The following is a 16,504-nucleotide window of genomic DNA, read 5'->3' as shown; positions in this document are numbered from 1 at the left end:
CTATATACATTTTGGGCCATCGCTAATCCTCCTTGAGCTTTTCCTCTATCATCTGACGTTCGTACATACGCTGGTACAGGCCTCCATTCTCGACCAGCTCGTGATGCGTACCTCTCTCAACGATCTTTCCTTCGTGCATGACATAAATCGTATCGGCATCTACTACGGCCTTGAGCCTGTGGGAGACAACCACTATCGAACGTTTCCCCTGTGAGTCTTTCAGGGAGTCGAGTATCTTCTTCTCGGTCTCCGTATCGACGGCTGAGAGGCAATCGTCCAGAACAATAATGGGCGTCTGTTTGATAAGAGCTCGGGCGATGGCCACTCTCTGCTTCTGGCCACCGGAAAGCGTCACTCCCCTTTCTCCAACAAGTGTGTCGTAACCTTTGGGAAAGCCCAGTATATCCTCATGAATCGATGCTATGGCCGCGTACTTTTCCACCTCGCTATCGGTGAGTTTCATATTACCGAACCTTATGTTGTTCCTTATCGTTTCCGAAAAGAGAAAGGTCTCCTGCGGAACGTAGGCAATCCTCTCTCTTATGACCTCAGGTGGAAGACGGTTTATATCGTATCCATCGATGAAAAGCATTCCCTTTTCCACCGGGTAGAGACGGGCGATCAATTTCGCCAGTGTAGATTTGCCAGATCCGGTGGTTCCAACTATCGCGACCTTTGAACCGGGGATCACTTCGAAATCTATATCATGGAGAACTGGACGATTTCCGGTAGGATATGTGAACGTGAGTCTTTTCAGTGAAATATGGCCGTTGAAATCCTCGAGCGATACTGGATCTTCGACAACTATGTTGTTCTTCTCTTCAAGTACCTCCAGCAACCTTTTATAAGAAGCACGTCCTCGCTGAACCATGTTAATTACCCACCCGAAGGCCGTCATCGGCCAGATAAGCATTCCCAGATATGATGTGAAGGTGACATATTCTCCGAGTGTGAGCTGGCCAAGAACCACCATCTGCCCTCCAAAAAGCGTTGCCAGCACCGAACCGAGCATGGATAGCATCTGTATTAGGGGAAAGAACATTCCCCACACTTTTATCAACTTTATATTCTCCTGAACGTAGCTGTCGGATTTCTCGCTCAATGTATCGTTTCTCAATCCTTCTATACCGTAACTCTTTATCAACCTGGCGCCGGAGACAGATTCCTCGACCGTGTCGGTCAGGTTTGAAAAGGCAGCCTGGACTTTTTTGAACCTCTTGTGAATGATTCTGCCGAAAAATGTCGATACCACCGCTAGAAGGGGCAGGGGGATGATCGCAATCCATGTGAGCTCCCAGCTGGTGAAGGAGCCCATTGCTATTATCGTGACGGATATGAGGAAGATCGAATCTATCGTCATGACTATCGCCGGCCCCATCGCCATCCTCACGGCGTTGACGTCGTTGGTGAATCTGGCCATCAGATCTCCCACCCTCGTCTTGTCGTAGAAAGTTGGGGGCATGTCCAGCAGTTTTTGAAAAAGCGTCTTCCTGGCGTAGTATTCGAATCTCCTGGCCGATCCCATTATGAATACACGCCAGAAGAGACGTGTTATGAACAACCCGAAGGCGACACCTATAACTGCCAGTATAAGGAGCCCAATGTATTCCATATCCTGGACGCCGCTCCTTAGTTCATCGACTATACTTCCCATGATTCTGGGTGTTATAAGCATGAGTGTGTCGACGGAGATCAAAAAAAGGATACCGATTAGGTATCTGTACCAGTTTTGCTTCAAGAAATACCTTATCAACTGCACCACTCCACAAGTTAGCTTAACTGACGTTATCAATCATAAGAGATAAGCCTCTTCCACTGGTGATGGAAAGATTAACATTCTCCCGATCAACTGTCGGTCATTTTCTTCAATGTATTATAATATCATCAACGGATTCGATCAAACAGACATTGGCAGGTGTATCCGGTTGAAAAGGTTTTTATTGCTCGCGATATTCTGTACCCTGTTCCTTTCAAGCCTTTTGACTGTAGCGGTTGTTTTCTCCGGAGGCGGGGGACGTGGAGCCTATCAGGTCGGTGTTTACGGAGCTCTCCTGGATCTGGATATAGAGATTGAGGGGATCTTCGGTGCATCAGTGGGAGCGATAAACGCCGCGGGTATAATCAGCGAAGGCTATGAAGCAACCAGGGATTTTTGGTACGGTATGGACTATACGCAGCTGATGAAAGCCTCTCCGGAGCTCTACGATCTTCTCCAGGGAAAGTTTTTCTCCCTTAATACTTTAGAGTTGGCCTCAGCGTTGAGATTACTTACGGCTAAGGGGGGGATAGACGTCTCGCCTTTGCGGGAAAAGCTCCAAAAACTAATAAGCGAGGAGAAAATACGAAAAAGCCGAATGGACTTCGGTGTGGTCGCTTACTCGTTGAGCGATGTCAGGCCATTTGTAATCTACAAAGAAAACTGTCCCAAAGGCCTTCTTGTGGATTATGTTCTTGCCAGCGCTAACTTTCCGGCTTTCAAGAGAGAGGAGATCGGTAATGAGCTCTTCATAGATGGCGGCGTATATTCGAACATTCCGCTTTTCATGGCCAGAGAGAGGGGTTTCAAAGAGGTCGTGGCCGTCGATGTGATGGGATTGAGAATCGGTGATTCTCTTGCATACGTCAATCTCTTCAACGAGGGAATGGAAGTGACTCTCCTGGAACCGTCACAGCAGTACGGCACCGTTATGACTTTCGACGGTGAAATCTCCGTGAAGTACGCGATCTGTGGTTATCTTGACGCTATGAAAACCTTCGGAAAGCTTGTAGGCGATAGATACTTCATTTTTGGAGACGGTGATCCGCTTGCCGATCGTTTTTTATGCCTTGATCTTGTGTCAAGGTGCGAAGCGCTGGCGCTCGTCGGTCTTGAAGCGGTAGAAAAGGCTCCGGCAGAGTATCATTATTATCGGCAGTTAATTCCCTGGCTGGAGACGGTTATGGGGTGCGAGTTAACATCCCCCTCGCTGACCGTTATGAAGATACTTGAGGTGCTGGCCGGTTTTCTCGGGATCGATAGATTGTGGCCTTACACGCCAGGGTTGATCCTGGAGGAAGTGAAGCGCTCCTGGGATCCGCCTCTCTACATAGAGGAGCGATCCATCCAGTTCCTCACAAAATACCGGAAACTACTTCTTTTAGTTGCCTATGTGTCCGAGAAATCTCCATACAGCGGTGTCGAGTCGCCTGATTTCACGGAGTTTTTGGAAAAGTTCAGGCGAAGACTCGCTCTTTCGAAATGAAACGATCCGCGGCGTAACCGTATATCTCTCTGAGACTCAGCGGCCTTTTGATCAGGCTTTTTCCGAAGACTATATAATGCTTATACTCGTCTCCACCGGCCCTGAGGGCGTTGGCGATCATCGTCGAGTTCATCCAGCTAACCGATGAACCTTCTATTTTCCTGTACCCCATCTCTCTCACGTTGTTGTAAGCCTTCACGAACATCGCAGAAGGAACTCCCCTGTTCCTGAACTCGGGAACGACAAAGAGTATGGCCGCACGCACCCGTTCTATGGTCTTTCTCTTTGTAAGGAATTTGTACCAGCCGAAAGGAAATAGTTTACCACCGATCTCTCTCACTATCGGGCTGAAGTCAGGAAACGCTACGAAATAACCTATCGGTCGGCCTTCAGATCTTGCGATGATAACCATTCTACTGTCGGCAACTAGCTTAAGCGTCCTGGCCGCCTGATATATTTCCTCGAATGTGGGCTTGATTACGTCTTCCTCCCAGTCCGGCATTGCCTCGACTGTTACCCTGTGAATATCCCGCGCAAGATCTTTGATGTGTCTGAAGTTGGCCTCTTCCACATAGAAGTTGTAACGTCGCATGGCTATCTCGGTTCCCTTGATTTCTCTTTCGGAAATCACGTTTTCAAGATTGTAGTTGAAAGCGAGATACTTGAGATACACTTTGTACTCTTTGAAGATATCTATATAATAAGGCGGATTGTAAGGCATCAATATCGCCGGTGTATCTTCGAAGTTATCGACCAGTAACCCCCGAAAGTCGTCACCGTTGGTTGGTGATACAGGACCCTTGAGGAACTTCATTCCTCTGTTCTTTGCCCAGCTTTCTGCCGTTTTCAAAAGCGCATCGGCCACTGGTTTAGAGTCTATCGACTCGAAGAGTGTAAAATAAGCGTGATCTACACTCTTTTCTCTGTTCATCGTCTGTTCTATGCCAACGGCGATCCTGCCGACAACACTCCCGTTTTCTCTTGCAAGGAAAAATTCGTGTGGGCCGTTCGCAAACAGGGCCGATCCCTTGCCTCTCATGATAGCTTTCATCTCATGCCTGAACGGTGGCACCCACAGGGGGTAGTCCTTGTAAATCTTCGTGGGCAGAGAAATGAAATCCTTAACGTCTCTGGTACTGGATAATCTGGATATCTTCAACATCGATCGACACTCCAATTTAAAGACTGGCAACACTTTCAGATTCTAACACACTGCGTACTGGAGCGTTTTTTCGAAGAGATCAACGGATATCCACATTTCTGGTATCGGAAATGAATTCCGCGTAAGGACCTTCCGAAATCGAGCCGGTTGAGCCGTCCGACCTTATGAAAAAGTCGGGAGTGATGAGTATGTTTTTACCTTTGAATCCCGTCTTTATCCTCGTGTAGTCTCCAACAAAGACGTTGCTGAGATCGACCCCCTCGCAGATTTCACAGTTGGAACCTATCATTGTTGGCCCTTCGAGTCTCACGTTCTTTTCGATTCTGGTATTGGAACCTATGAAAACAGGTGTGATTATTCTGGTCGTTTTCTCGACTACCGAGCTGATTCCCTTCCATAACCCCGCAGTAATCTCCTTCCCCGACGGCTTGAATCCCTTGATCTTTCCCAGAAGAGCCTGACCCAATATCGACAGGTAATCGGAATTCCTGCCGATATCGAACCATTCCATTTCGGCCGTGAAAGAATATACAGACTCTTTTCTCTTCACGAGATCCGGGAGAAGCTGGCTGCCTATGTCATAAAACGTTCCGGAAGGAATATACTTGAAAACGGCCGGTTCAAAGATGTAGATGCCTGTATTGGCCATATTAGATCCGGCCTTTTCCAGAGGCGGCTTCTCCTGAAAGGAACCTACACGGCCTTGCGAATCGCTCACCACTATTCCGTAATTGGAGACTTGCTCGTTCGGAACTTCTTTGGTCAGTATAGTTGCGATCGAACCTCTGGAGTTATGAAAATCGAGAGCTCTTTTTAAGTCGAAATCTATGACCGCATCCCCACAGACCACGATGAAGGTTTCATCGAAGAAAGCAGAACCGTCCTGTATTCTTCGCATACCCCCGGCCGAGCCGATCGGATCGGCCACGAGTTGACCTTTCTCGAAATGGCCCTCGAAAGAGTATCCTATCTTCACTCCATACCTGTAACCGCTTTTGAGGTAGTTCTGCATAACCCAGCCGAGATGTGAAATATTTATCATGATCTCCTTGATTTCATGACGGGCGAGAAGCTCTATTATGAACTCGATTACAGGTTTCTCGACTATCGGAAGCATCGGTTTTGGAATCTTGTTGGTGAGCGGTTTCAATCGTGTTCCGGCACCTGCGGCCAGGATCATGGCTTTCATTGATTACCTCCTATCTTTTGTTCGATCTGATATTTTTAAAAACAACGAACACTCCAATTGCCAGAAGCACCAGACCAACGAAGATTCCCATGGCTTTTGGGGCTACATTCATTAACACGAAAAACACGGAAATGGCTGCTAGAAGGGAAGCGGCGAACAGTAGACCTGAATCTTTTTTCTCCTCGGCAATGAAAAGCTGGAAGAGTCCAACTGCAGGCGCCATTATGAACAGAGCCCAGCCACCGGCGGCAATGAAATTCGGGAAGATCACATTTAGAGTCAATATCAACGAAATGACCAGTAATATGCCTCCAGGTACGAAAAGTCCCTTATCTCCTCCGGTAACGGCCCTGTACTCCATAAAAATAGCCGGTGCCCATACGAAGAGCAACCATAGATTTACAGTGAAGGAAGGTACGAGTATTATCAGCAAACCGAACAGCACCATGATTGAACCTATAGCTATTCTGAACAGCGTTTCTTTGTTCACAACAATCGCCTCCAATCATTTCGATCAACGGAATTATATCAAGTCCGAAGCGGCACACAAAAACGCATAAAAACACTCACTATACTTCAATATGTCCTTTGCAAGAGATATGCTGTATATCGATCCTGATTATACAGGTCGTATTCAAAGACCTCTTGGATACGTCTTCACTTTCTTTTTCGAAATCGGGTGAGTACTTTTCAACGAGTCTTTTCAAAGCGTACAGTTTCTCTGAAGCTTCGGCCACCAACGAGGCGATTCCATAAGCCACAACACTTTTGTAGTTGGTTGAAAAACTGGATGGAAGTATTTCAACAAAATCCACTACACAGAAAGAAACCTTACTGCTGAACATTATGTTGGTTATCTTGTGGCCTTCGCAGGCGCTATGAAAATATATGCGGCCGTCATCAAATACGTAGTTAAGCGGAGTGCCATAGGGATAGCCATCTTCTCCCAGGGTTGAAAGAACTCCAAAAATCCCCCTTTCCAATATATCTCTACCTTCTTCTAGCGAAAGCTTTCTATCGTCTCTCCTGAGTTTTCTGAACAAACCATACCTCCCGGTCGGTGTAAACTAAGCATATTGGCACGTGAGAGTCCAACACTATATTACATTATAGACTGAAGTAGTATACTTGAGTTGAACAGGCAAACTCAGCCGTTTCGAATTCCTCTCGCATTTGTGTCGTCCTCGATCGCACTCAAAAGAAGGGGGTGCTTACGAATGAGGAAAGCTCGTTTGTTGTTGTTTTCAATATTCTTTTTTATCTTCTTTTTCACCAGCTGTCCATTGAAAAACACTTTCACGCTCACCATGCAGAAGGAGGGTAACGGAACGACCGATCCGGCTATCGGAACTCACCAGTTCGGTAAGAACGTAAACGCAACGGTCAGGGCATACCCAGATTCCGGCTGGGAATTCGATAGCTGGGAGGGCGGTGTGGCCACAGCAGATGCAACGGAAACCACAGTTCTCATGGATAGAGACAGAACTGTAAAAGCGAAATTCGTCGAAATAAACCATATCGAGAAGGCTATTGAAAAGCTGGACCCCTCGGTACCGCTAAGTTTTTATCATGCAGAAGAGCTTCTGCCTCTGGTGGAAGGCAATCTCGATAAGTTCCTCCAACTACTCTCTCAGGGAAGCTATCTAGAAAGATGGGCGGCAGCTTATGCTTTGCAGAGAAGCCCGCTGGACAGCGGTACGCTCGAAGAGCTGGAGGAGTATCTTTCTGATCCTGATTCCACGATTAAGGTTCTTATAGCCGTAGCTTTCCTGCTCAACGGAGATGAGAAGGGGAAAGCCGTGCTGGAAGCGATGCTTGCCGACGATAATCCTATGAGCTTTTCGGTACCACCGCAGAGATTGTCGGATTTCTCTCTTGTAATCTTGAACACCTACTATCCACTTGAATATCCGCTGGCTGGATACGAAGAGCAAACTACCAGCGTGACGGGAGGTCCATGCGACTATACCGTAACGGTCACGGCTGTCTTTCAAGGTACGGGCGCTACAGATACTCTCGTGGAGACCTGGGAGACTCAGGCCGAGGAGATCTGGAACGGCCCGACCGGTTCAAGGGAGTGGGGAAACGGTTGTTGCACGGTTACCTTCGACTTCGACTTCGATGTGCTTGAAGAGGGTGAAGATCCCCCTGAAGGAGTCCATGTTATCGAAGTGAAAAAAGTCAGCAGTGCTCACACTTCATGGGTTGCGACGCCCCTTCCGACACCAGGTTCAACTGAAACAACGACCGGGGAGTGGGACAATCTAGACAGCGGGCCGGTGGTAGCGCACGAAATAGGACACCTGATGGGACTTGACGATGAATATCATTACGACGAAGATGGAAATTACGTCAACGACAACCCCCAGCCGGAGGGTAGCCCTCCTAGCATCATGGCACAGACCTGGAATGGTGCTCAACCGTTGACGCAGCACATGGATGCGATAATGGCGGCCGCCGATATCCAGTGCGAATGCGATTACTCTATGACGATCACCCCTGAGTACGATGTCAATATCTCTCCGGGCGTTCATACCGTCGAGGTAACCGTTGTCAGAGCCGACGGGACTCCGGCTAAAGGAACCACAGTAACTTTCGCCGTGATAGGCAATCCCAACGTCGAAGACACGGAAGTCAAAACGGGTGAAGATGGAAAGGCCTCGTTCACTTATTCTCGTGAATTCTGCTACACCAACGAAGATGAAATTGAGGCCTGGGCCAAATGCAACGCACACGCAATGGCTCTAAAACAATGGATAAGTTTGAGCTGGATTTTACCGGGGTTTATCTCGCCGTACAACGGTCAGATGGATTTTCCCTATTCGACTCCTCTGATAATTCTCTTTGAAATAGAACCAAAAAGCGCCGAAGAGGCCGAAAACCTCGAATTTTTCGTCAAACTCTTTCGCGGTGAAATAGAACTATTCGCGTGGAAGGGTAAAGAAACTGCGGTGGAGACGGGCCTTTTGCTCGAACCGGGAACGGAATACAGAATAGAGATCACACCTGTTTCGGGTCCTCCGGAGACTGAGGGCAACATGGTGATCTGTACTTTCACTACCGCTGATTTCACGACCGATTGAGTAAAGATATCTGATGAAGTCGAGTGAATGAGCAAAAATCAACGTCCATTTGAAACGGGGAAAGGAAATTTCAAGAGAAAATTATGAGAGAGTCCTGCAAGCCGCCAGGTGATGTAAAATTCAACTGGAGGTGAGATTATTATGAAGAAGATAGTCCTTCGTTTGATTATCGGTGTAATAATTGGGATAATCTCGTGGGGAGTCGTTTCCTTGATTCTCAGTGAAGGCCTCGGCGAAAGCTTTTCCTCGATCACTGAAATCGAGAATGTGAAGGTACTCATGGAGATAGACAGAGACGGCCTGCTGACGGTAACCGAAACGATCGACTACCGTTTCAAAAAACCTTACAGGGGAATCTACAGAGAACTTCCGGCCGATCGTGCGGGTAGCCTTTACGGCGAGATCGAAGTGACCGCTACCGGTAAAGAGATAAAATACATCGAACGTATGGGAGGCGCGAGTTCCAGGTCGATCAGATTGTGGTTCGTGCCTTATAACTCCTCCAGTGTAGAACCCTCCGGTGGGCAGGATCGTGTGACTGTCACTTATCGCTACACGGTTAGAAGGGCCGTAGAGATCGGTACAAATGTCGCCCAGATCTTCAGAAAGGTCTGGGGTGAGGATACGGCAAGCTGGGTCAAAAATGTAAATGCGACGATCATTTTCCCGGAAGGTATGCAAATCACTAATTTCTACACTCATCCGGCCGTAGTCGTGACAAGATCGGGGAATGTCTACGAGCTGGAGATGAAAGATGTCCCCCCAAAATCCTATGTCGAATTCAGAGCCGTAGTACCACTACAGGCAACATCGACTATGAAACAGGTAAATCTGGCCACGGGCGGTGTTTTCGATAGCAAATTCCTGGAAAGCGCCGAGAGAAAGGACTCTCTTCTCAGGATAGTTTCTCAGTGGGTTGTACCGATTGCCGTAGTGTTGTTCACACCTTTTGTATTGCTCGTAGCGTTTCGAAAGTACGGCAGGGAACACGAGGTGGGATACTTCGGTGATTACGAGCGCGAATTACCGACCGACGACGCTGCCGATGTTGTAAACGCGGCGGTGAAGAATATGGCCGGAGTGGTAGACAACGACGGTATTGGTTCGGTGATGATGGAGCTGTACAGGAAGAATTACATAGACTTCGAAAGGGGAAAGGGTGACAAAGTCGATGGAATACTCATAAAGAACAGGGATTCTTCAGATCTGAGGCCGACAGAGGCTGCTTTCTTGAAGTTCCTCGACAAGTACGACGAAAACGATCTCTTCGACTTTTCAGATGTCAAGAAAAAAGCTACAAAAAGCCAGTCCAAAGCCAGAACCTTCACTTCTGATCTAAGCGTTTACAAAGACAAGGTGAACAACACGGTGAAATCCAAAAAACTCCTTGACACAAGGGGCAACTCTATGGCCAAAGGCTATTCTACATTGATGCTTCTACTTTCGATATTGATGCTCATGGTACATTCGAACCCGGCGATCTCTCATCTGCGCCTCTTTTCGCTTGTATTCTATGGAGCACTGTGGACTACCAGTTTCGTTGTCTTCATGATGCCCAGAGACGTTTTTGGTCGCTGGACGCCCGAGGGAAGAGTTTTCTATCTCAAATGGATGGGTCTTAAGAGATATCTTGAGGATTACTCCCTGCTAAACGAGAAACCACCCGAATCGATAATCCTCTGGGAAGAGTATCTGGTCTATGCTACGGCTCTGGGTATAGCCGATACCGTGAGAAAGAATCTAAACAGGATAGTTCCCGAAGACATCTGGCGCGAGCAGAGTCGCCATCCCTTCATCTATTACCCGGTGACGGCTTATGCAATCAACTCTTTCAACACTCTAACTACATCGGTCAGGACGGCTTCCTCGAGTGGTTCGGGCGGTGGAGGTTTCGGCGGAGGGGGCTCCGGCGGAGGTGGAGGTGGAGGCGGAACTGGCGGTTTCTGATTCATCTTTCAAATAAAGATAGCGCGGCCATAAACGGCCGCGCTATCTTTTCAAATCCGTATCACATGAAGAAAGGTCCGGCCGGGAAGATAGAGCCAAAGACCAGCGATACGACCGACATCAATTTGATCAGTATATCCATGGAGGGGCCTACGGTATCTTTGAGAGGATCGCCGACAGTATCTCCTACAACGGCCGCCTCGTGGGTGGGGGTACCCTTGCCGCCGAACTCTCCGGTCTCAATGTATTTCTTCGCGTTATCCCAGGCTCCGCCGGAATTGGCGGTGAAGAGAGCTATCATAATGGCACTTGCAAGCCCGCCAATCAGCAGGCCGGCAACTGCAGACCTTCCGAACAGAAGACCGATTACGAACGGCGATGCGATGGCTACAACTCCGGGAGTAAGCATTCTGCTCACGGCTCCCTTGGTAGTTATCTCGATGCACCTCTTGTAATCTGGCACTGCATCTCCGGTCCTGATTTTGGGGTTCTCTTTGAACTGCCTTCTAATTTCTACGATCATGAGATTGGCGGTGTCGGAGACACCCTTTATCAACAGCGAGGTGAAGAAGAAGGGAAGCATAGCTCCTATCAATATTCCTATCAAGGTGTAAGGTTCCACCAGGTTGATGATCGGGTTGTTCACAATTTCGTTGGCCGTATCGGCGGCACCCCAGATGTACGAGACGATAAGCGCAAGGGCGGCGAAAGCGGCCGAGCCGATGGCGAATCCCTTCCCTATGGCTGCTGTGGTGTTTCCAACCGAGTCCAGCCTGTCGGTCAGCTTTCTAACCTTCGGATCGAGGTTGGCCATCTGCGCTATGCCACCGGCGTTATCTGCAACCGGTCCGTAGGAATCGACCGAAACTATGTAACCCACAAACGACAGCATTCCCAGCGCAGCTATGGCGATTCCGTAAACTCCGGCCGACCAGTAAGCTCCAAGAATCGCGAGGGCAAGCGTTACGACCGGCCAGATAGTGCTTCCCATACCCAGCGCCAGACCACCGGTGATGTTTATCGCGACACCGCTCTGGGTGTCTTTGGCGAGTTTCTTTGTGGGTTTGTACTGATCGGAAGTGTAGTATTCACTGAGCTTGGAGATTATTATACCTGCAATAAGGCCCGAGGCGATGGCGAAGAATAATCTCCATTTCGAAACGAAACCCGGACCGATGATGAAGGAATCTTTGAAAGGATAATCCGGTGCCGCTATGCCTATGACGATTGCCACCGATACCAGAACGAGCCCACCGGTGAAGAAATTCCCGAAACTGAGGCTTTTTTGTGCATCCTTTGTTTTCATGTTGGCCACGACCAGAACCCCTACGAGCGATGCCAGAACGCCGACACCGGCTATAAGGACAGGAAGAAGTATTAACCCGTAATACTGTGCTTCGGTCATTGTGCCGTGATCGGCGAACTTCATGAAGATGGCCAGAACTATTGCCGAAACGACCGAGGCCACATAGGATTCAAGAATATCCGCCCCGAGTCCGGCCACGTCTCCTACGTTGTCTCCAACGTTGTCGGCGATAGTTGCGGGATTTCTCGGGTCGTCCTCGTCTATATGTTCCTCTATCTTACCGACTAGATCGGCGCTCATGTCTGCAGCTTTGGTGTACATACCGCCACCGACTCTATCAAAGAGCGCGATCATACTGGCACCGAGCGAATAGGAGCTGATAATCATGACTCCATCTATATAGGAGATCGAACCGAAGGCTCTCGAAAGGTCGGTTATGTTCTCGAACAGGAAGGAGCTCTTGAAAATCAACATAAGCAAGGCCAGGCCAGTTAAAGAGAACCCCGCGACAGCCAGGCCCATGACCGAACCGCTGGAAAAGGCCACTTTGAAAGCACTCGAAAGACCCTGTTCTGCCCCGGCTGCGACCCTGGTGTTGGCTCTCGTGGCGGCGTACATACCTATAACTCCAGCCAACTCCGAGACAAGAGCTCCAAATAGCAATGCGATAGGATACTTGAAAGATTGGAAGATAACTCCCAGAACGGCGGCTATTATGACGGCCACCAGAAATATCTTTCTCGCTTCCTCTTCTAGAAAAGCCGACGCTCCTTCCTGAATGTACTTGGAAAGCTGTTGCATCTTGTCATTGCCCGGAGAGTAGCCGAGAGTTCTCTTCAGCATAATAAACGCGAATAACGTAGAGATAATACCTGCTACCAGTGGTAAGTACAAAGCATTCATCTGTTTCCCTCCCATGTTTCGACTATGTGAAGCGATCTATAAGACGACAAAATAAAAAATCAAAAATCCCAGCCTATGTCCCACCGCTCGACGGTGTCGCCCGGAATCCTCTCGATGAAGTCATGCCCGCTCCTGAATACATATCTGTTGCCAATCATGGGACGCGATCTGCCGCCCTTCTGTCTCATTATGTACAGATAATCCTTCGCCCTGGTTGCAGCAACATAGAATATCCTTTGCTCTTCTTCAAGGGAACCTTCCATTATGGCCATAGAGTTGGGAAAATCACCGGGATTAACTGCCAGAACGAAGACCACATCCCATTCAAGTCCCTTCGCCTGATGAACGGTAGTAAGAATTATAGAAGGGGTGCGCTCCCCGGACTCCTTCTCGATATCTATCTTCTCGCTAACAGCTAGATCTTCGAGCATATCGGCAAGCGAATCGTACCTACCGGCTATTTCCATAAGTCTTTCTATATCCAGGCGCCTCTCTCTCGCGTCTTGATGCTTTTCATCCAGATAGTCCCCATAAAAGCTCTCGTAGAACCTCCTTATGACTTCCGCGGGGAGTGCATCCGGTTCAAGACCTTCGAGAAGGACGATCAGGTTTTCAAGTCTAACTCTGTTGCTCGTATGAGACCTGATAACTTCAACCTGAAGATGGCCATCGTTTACGGCTGCGGATATCTCCTGTATTATACGGAAGGCTGTGGTATTTCCCACTCCGGGGTAGAGTCTGAGTACCCTTCCCCAGGAAATCTGATCCAGCGGGTTCTGAATAACTTTCATGATTGCCAGTACATCTTTCACATGAGCTGTTTCGGTGAATCTGGGACCGGAGAAGAGAGTGTAGTTCATTTTTCTCTTGTCCAGTTCCATCTGGAGTTCAAGCGAGTGAAAGTGCGATCTGTATAGAACGGCTATCCTATCCGGATCGATCCCGTCGTTTATGTGTTCCTGAATACGTTGGGCTACGAAAGAGGCCTCCTCGAGGTTATCCCAGGTCTCAGCTATTACAGGAAACGGTCCATCAAGCCTCACGGCTCTGAGTTCCTTCTCTATGGAATTTTCAGGGAAGATCCCATTGACCAATTTCACAATCTGCGGTGTAGAGCGGTAGTTGGTCTGTATTTTGAAGATCTGAGAATCCTTCATGTTCAAAAAATCGTAAACGTTTTCGAATCTGGCTCCTCTGAAAGAGTAGATAGACTGGGCATCGTCACCCACTACGATCAAGTTCCCGTGAACCGAGGAAAGCATTTCAACCAGCCTGAATTGAAGTATATTGGTATCCTGAAACTCATCGACCAGTATCCATTTGAACCTTTGCGATTCATGGGTAAGAATTGATGGATTCTCGTTGAAAAGCTTCAGGGCCATCAGTAGAAGATCGTCGTAATCGACGCAGTTCTGGGCTGCTTTCTCCCTGACATAGCGCTTCCAGATCTCCTCGATCTCGTCGTAAGAGCCTAGAAATTTCCTGTTCTGTCTCGTGATCGATTCTCTTAAAGAAGCCAGGACATTCACCGAGTAAGAATAAATGCCCTGCAAAACACCTGCAGATGGTAACGTGGAAGTGTTAATTACTTTGCGTTCTTCCAGAAGTTCTGTTCTGCAGTGCTTTATCAAATCCTTTGAGTCTTCTCTGTCGAGTATAGTGAAGTTCTCTTTCAGACCGGCTGCAGCCGAGTATTTTCGGAGGAAGTAATTGCAAATATGGTGAAAAGTACCGGCTAGCATTCCCTTCAAATCCGAGCTGCTGGTTCTTCTGGCTCTCTCGATCATCTCTCTAGAAGCAGCTCTGGTAAAGGTTACCAGCAGTATATTTTCGGGATTAATTCCTTTACTGACCAGGTAGGCAATCTTGTAAGTAATGACCCTCGTCTTGCCCGAGCCGGGGCCGGCAACTATCAAAGAGCGGGCGGAGGATTCTACGACAGCCTTCAGTTGCTCTTCATCGAGTCCTTCACTCACAAAAGTTGGAATGTCCCCGCTTTTAAGTGTGTACTTTTTCATAACAAACCCGTGACTCCCTTCTGCCAAATTTTACCACAATCAAGAATCGCCTTCATTGTCGAACAGTGCGATAAAAGTCATTTCTGGCTTTAAACTTTTAAGAGACTGGCAGGTCCGTTAAGGATCACGGGAAATTCTCTTTCACTCCAGATGAGAGGAGTTTGCCCATTCCACCAGTTCGATTGATGGGGATTGCGCGCCATTACTGACCCTCACGGTGGTAATTGAACAGTTTCCGATTCCGTAGGAAGGTCTCGAGAAGAACTCCCTGATATCTATCCCGCTGCAAATGAACGGCAGAGTCATAGTCAGGAAGCCACCGTGACTCACCAGTAGAATCTCACCAGTGTGATTTTCACTTACAATAATATCTATGGCTTTCTTCATTCTGGCCATTATCTCCAGATGACTTTCTCCGTTCGGGATTTTATCGCTGGAGTTTCCGGAGATCCACTGAATCATAAGCCTCATGAAAGCCGATTCGGCCTCTCCCGAAATGAACTGCCCTTCGAGCTCCCCGACACTGAATTCTCTTATCTCATCCAGCACCACAGGCTCTATGCCCAGCCTTTTCTCAACTATCGCGGCACTCTGCTTTGCCCTCAGAATTGGCGAAGTGTATATTCTCTTTATATTTTTCAGAGCTAGTAATTCAGCCGCCAAAGCGGCCTGAGCTCTCCCTTCCTCGGTCAGAGGATAGCCATCGTCGCCATTGGCAAAGATTCTCTCTACATTTGCCTGGCTCTGTCCATGACGCATAAGATATACCGTCAGCATAATTCCCTCCAGAGTTTTCTTCGTTCACTACTAATGATAACAGCCTGAAAAGCAATCTGCACACGGACCGTTTCTGATTGGGTCTTCATAATTGATAGAAAGAAATTTTTTCTATTAAATTCTTTTAATGATAAGGCAGCATTTATAGATTAAAAGGCTATAAACAAGCTCAAATAGCTTTAATTGCCTTAAATATGGAACAGATAGATTTGAATACTTTTTCTCTAAATGGTATATTATGGTAGAAATTTTTTTCGGAGGTGAGTCGTGACATTCAACAGCGATCTGCTGGGAAGAATACAGCGCGAAAGCGATGACTTCACTCCTACAATGAAAAGAATTGCCGACGCGATACTCGAAAACCCCTCAGAAGCGGTCAATCTTTCAATTACTCAACTTATGAACAAATCACGCGTCGGTAGCGAATCTACGATCGTGAGATTTTACCGGCAGTTGGGTTTCGAGAGTTTTCATGAATTCAAAGTGACCATGGCTGCCGAAATCGCAGGTTCCTCTTTTTACCATCCGTACGAAGATATAAGAATCGACGATTCACCCGGAGCAGTGGTGAAGAAAATCTTCAATGGTTGTATAATGGCGCTCAAGGAAAACATGGAGAAAATCTCCAGTCAGGTGATAACCGGAGCCGTCGAACTGATTGAGAAAAGCAGAAGAATAATATGCATTGGTTACGGAGTTTCCGGCTCAATAGCCAACAACCTCTCCTTCAAGCTCAACCTTCTGGGAAAAGATGCTATTTACTGCCCGGATTCTCATACGAACGCGATTACTCTATCAAAGCTCAAGAAAGACGACTGTGTTTTTGCCATCTCACATTCCGGGGAGAGCAAGGATGTAGTCCTTCCCCTTCAAAAGG

General features: G+C 47.8%; 12 protein-coding genes. 4 read left to right on the top strand and 8 right to left on the bottom strand.

From position 1 onward, the window contains the following. Positions 1-22 precede the first annotated feature (22 nt). Positions 23-1,759 (bottom strand): ABC transporter ATP-binding protein, encoded by a 1,737-nt coding sequence (locus PKX57_RS08415; protein WP_470745929.1) that lies wholly within the window; start codon positions 1,757-1,759, stop codon positions 23-25. Positions 1,760-1,925: 166 nt separating this feature from the next. On the opposite strand from PKX57_RS08415, the gene PKX57_RS08410 reads away from it, so the two are divergent. Continuing rightward, positions 1,926-3,242, top strand: a complete 1,317-nt coding sequence (locus PKX57_RS08410) for a patatin-like phospholipase family protein (protein ID WP_214047508.1) — start codon at positions 1,926-1,928, stop codon at positions 3,240-3,242. On the opposite strand, the gene PKX57_RS08405 is transcribed toward PKX57_RS08410, so the two are convergent. The 4 genes from PKX57_RS08405 to PKX57_RS08390 form a co-directional block, all read right to left on the bottom strand. Beyond that, positions 3,214-4,404 (bottom strand): GNAT family N-acetyltransferase, encoded by a 1,191-nt coding sequence (locus PKX57_RS08405; RefSeq protein ID WP_472416775.1) that lies wholly within the window; start codon positions 4,402-4,404, stop codon positions 3,214-3,216. The genes PKX57_RS08410 and PKX57_RS08405 overlap by 29 nt on opposite strands. A 79-nt stretch (positions 4,405-4,483) precedes the next feature. Continuing rightward, positions 4,484-5,593 carry a sugar phosphate nucleotidyltransferase gene (locus tag PKX57_RS08400; RefSeq protein ID WP_213922904.1) on the bottom strand — a complete coding sequence of 370 codons (1,110 nt, stop codon included), beginning with the start codon at positions 5,591-5,593 and terminating at the stop codon, positions 4,484-4,486. Between the two features lie 10 nt (positions 5,594-5,603). Continuing rightward, positions 5,604-6,083, bottom strand: a complete 480-nt coding sequence (locus tag PKX57_RS08395; protein WP_470745914.1) for a hypothetical protein — start codon at positions 6,081-6,083, stop codon at positions 5,604-5,606. A gap of 79 nt (positions 6,084-6,162) precedes the next feature. Further along, positions 6,163-6,636, bottom strand: a complete 474-nt coding sequence (locus PKX57_RS08390) for a pyridoxamine 5'-phosphate oxidase family protein (RefSeq protein WP_213922905.1) — start codon at positions 6,634-6,636, stop codon at positions 6,163-6,165. Positions 6,637-6,810: 174 nt separating this feature from the next. Between PKX57_RS08390 and PKX57_RS08385 the strand changes: the two genes are divergently transcribed. Next, on the top strand, positions 6,811-8,676 hold the full coding sequence (locus tag PKX57_RS08385) for an InlB B-repeat-containing protein (RefSeq protein ID WP_472416773.1): 1,866 nt from the start codon (positions 6,811-6,813) through the stop codon (positions 8,674-8,676). A gap of 141 nt (positions 8,677-8,817) precedes the next feature. Beyond that, on the top strand, positions 8,818-10,623 hold the full coding sequence (locus tag PKX57_RS08380) for a DUF2207 family protein (protein WP_213919864.1): 1,806 nt from the start codon (positions 8,818-8,820) through the stop codon (positions 10,621-10,623). A gap of 61 nt (positions 10,624-10,684) precedes the next feature. Here PKX57_RS08380 and PKX57_RS08375 read toward each other — a convergent pair whose 3' ends face one another. From PKX57_RS08375 to PKX57_RS08365, 3 genes are all read right to left on the bottom strand, one after another. Then, complete coding sequence (locus PKX57_RS08375; RefSeq protein ID WP_213919863.1) at positions 10,685-12,832, bottom strand: sodium-translocating pyrophosphatase; 2,148 nt, start codon at positions 12,830-12,832, stop codon at positions 10,685-10,687. A 59-nt stretch (positions 12,833-12,891) separates the two neighbouring features. After that, a complete protein-coding gene (locus PKX57_RS08370) occupies positions 12,892-14,850 on the bottom strand; it encodes a UvrD-helicase domain-containing protein (RefSeq protein WP_214047511.1) in 1,959 nt (652 codons plus the stop codon). 141 nt (positions 14,851-14,991) lie between these two features. Next, positions 14,992-15,627: a histidine phosphatase family protein gene (locus PKX57_RS08365; RefSeq protein WP_214075580.1), complete on the bottom strand. Its 636-nt coding sequence runs from the start codon at positions 15,625-15,627 to the stop codon at positions 14,992-14,994. A gap of 267 nt (positions 15,628-15,894) precedes the next feature. Between PKX57_RS08365 and PKX57_RS08360 the strand changes: the two genes are divergently transcribed. Next, a partial coding sequence (locus tag PKX57_RS08360) for a MurR/RpiR family transcriptional regulator (RefSeq protein ID WP_472416771.1) occupies positions 15,895-16,504 on the top strand: 610 nt, incomplete at its 3' end.

This window comes from Mesotoga sp., from assembly GCF_035363035.1.
Taxonomy (GTDB): domain Bacteria; phylum Thermotogota; class Thermotogae; order Petrotogales; family Kosmotogaceae; genus Mesotoga.
This window is presented reverse-complemented; position numbering and strand designations above follow the sequence as displayed.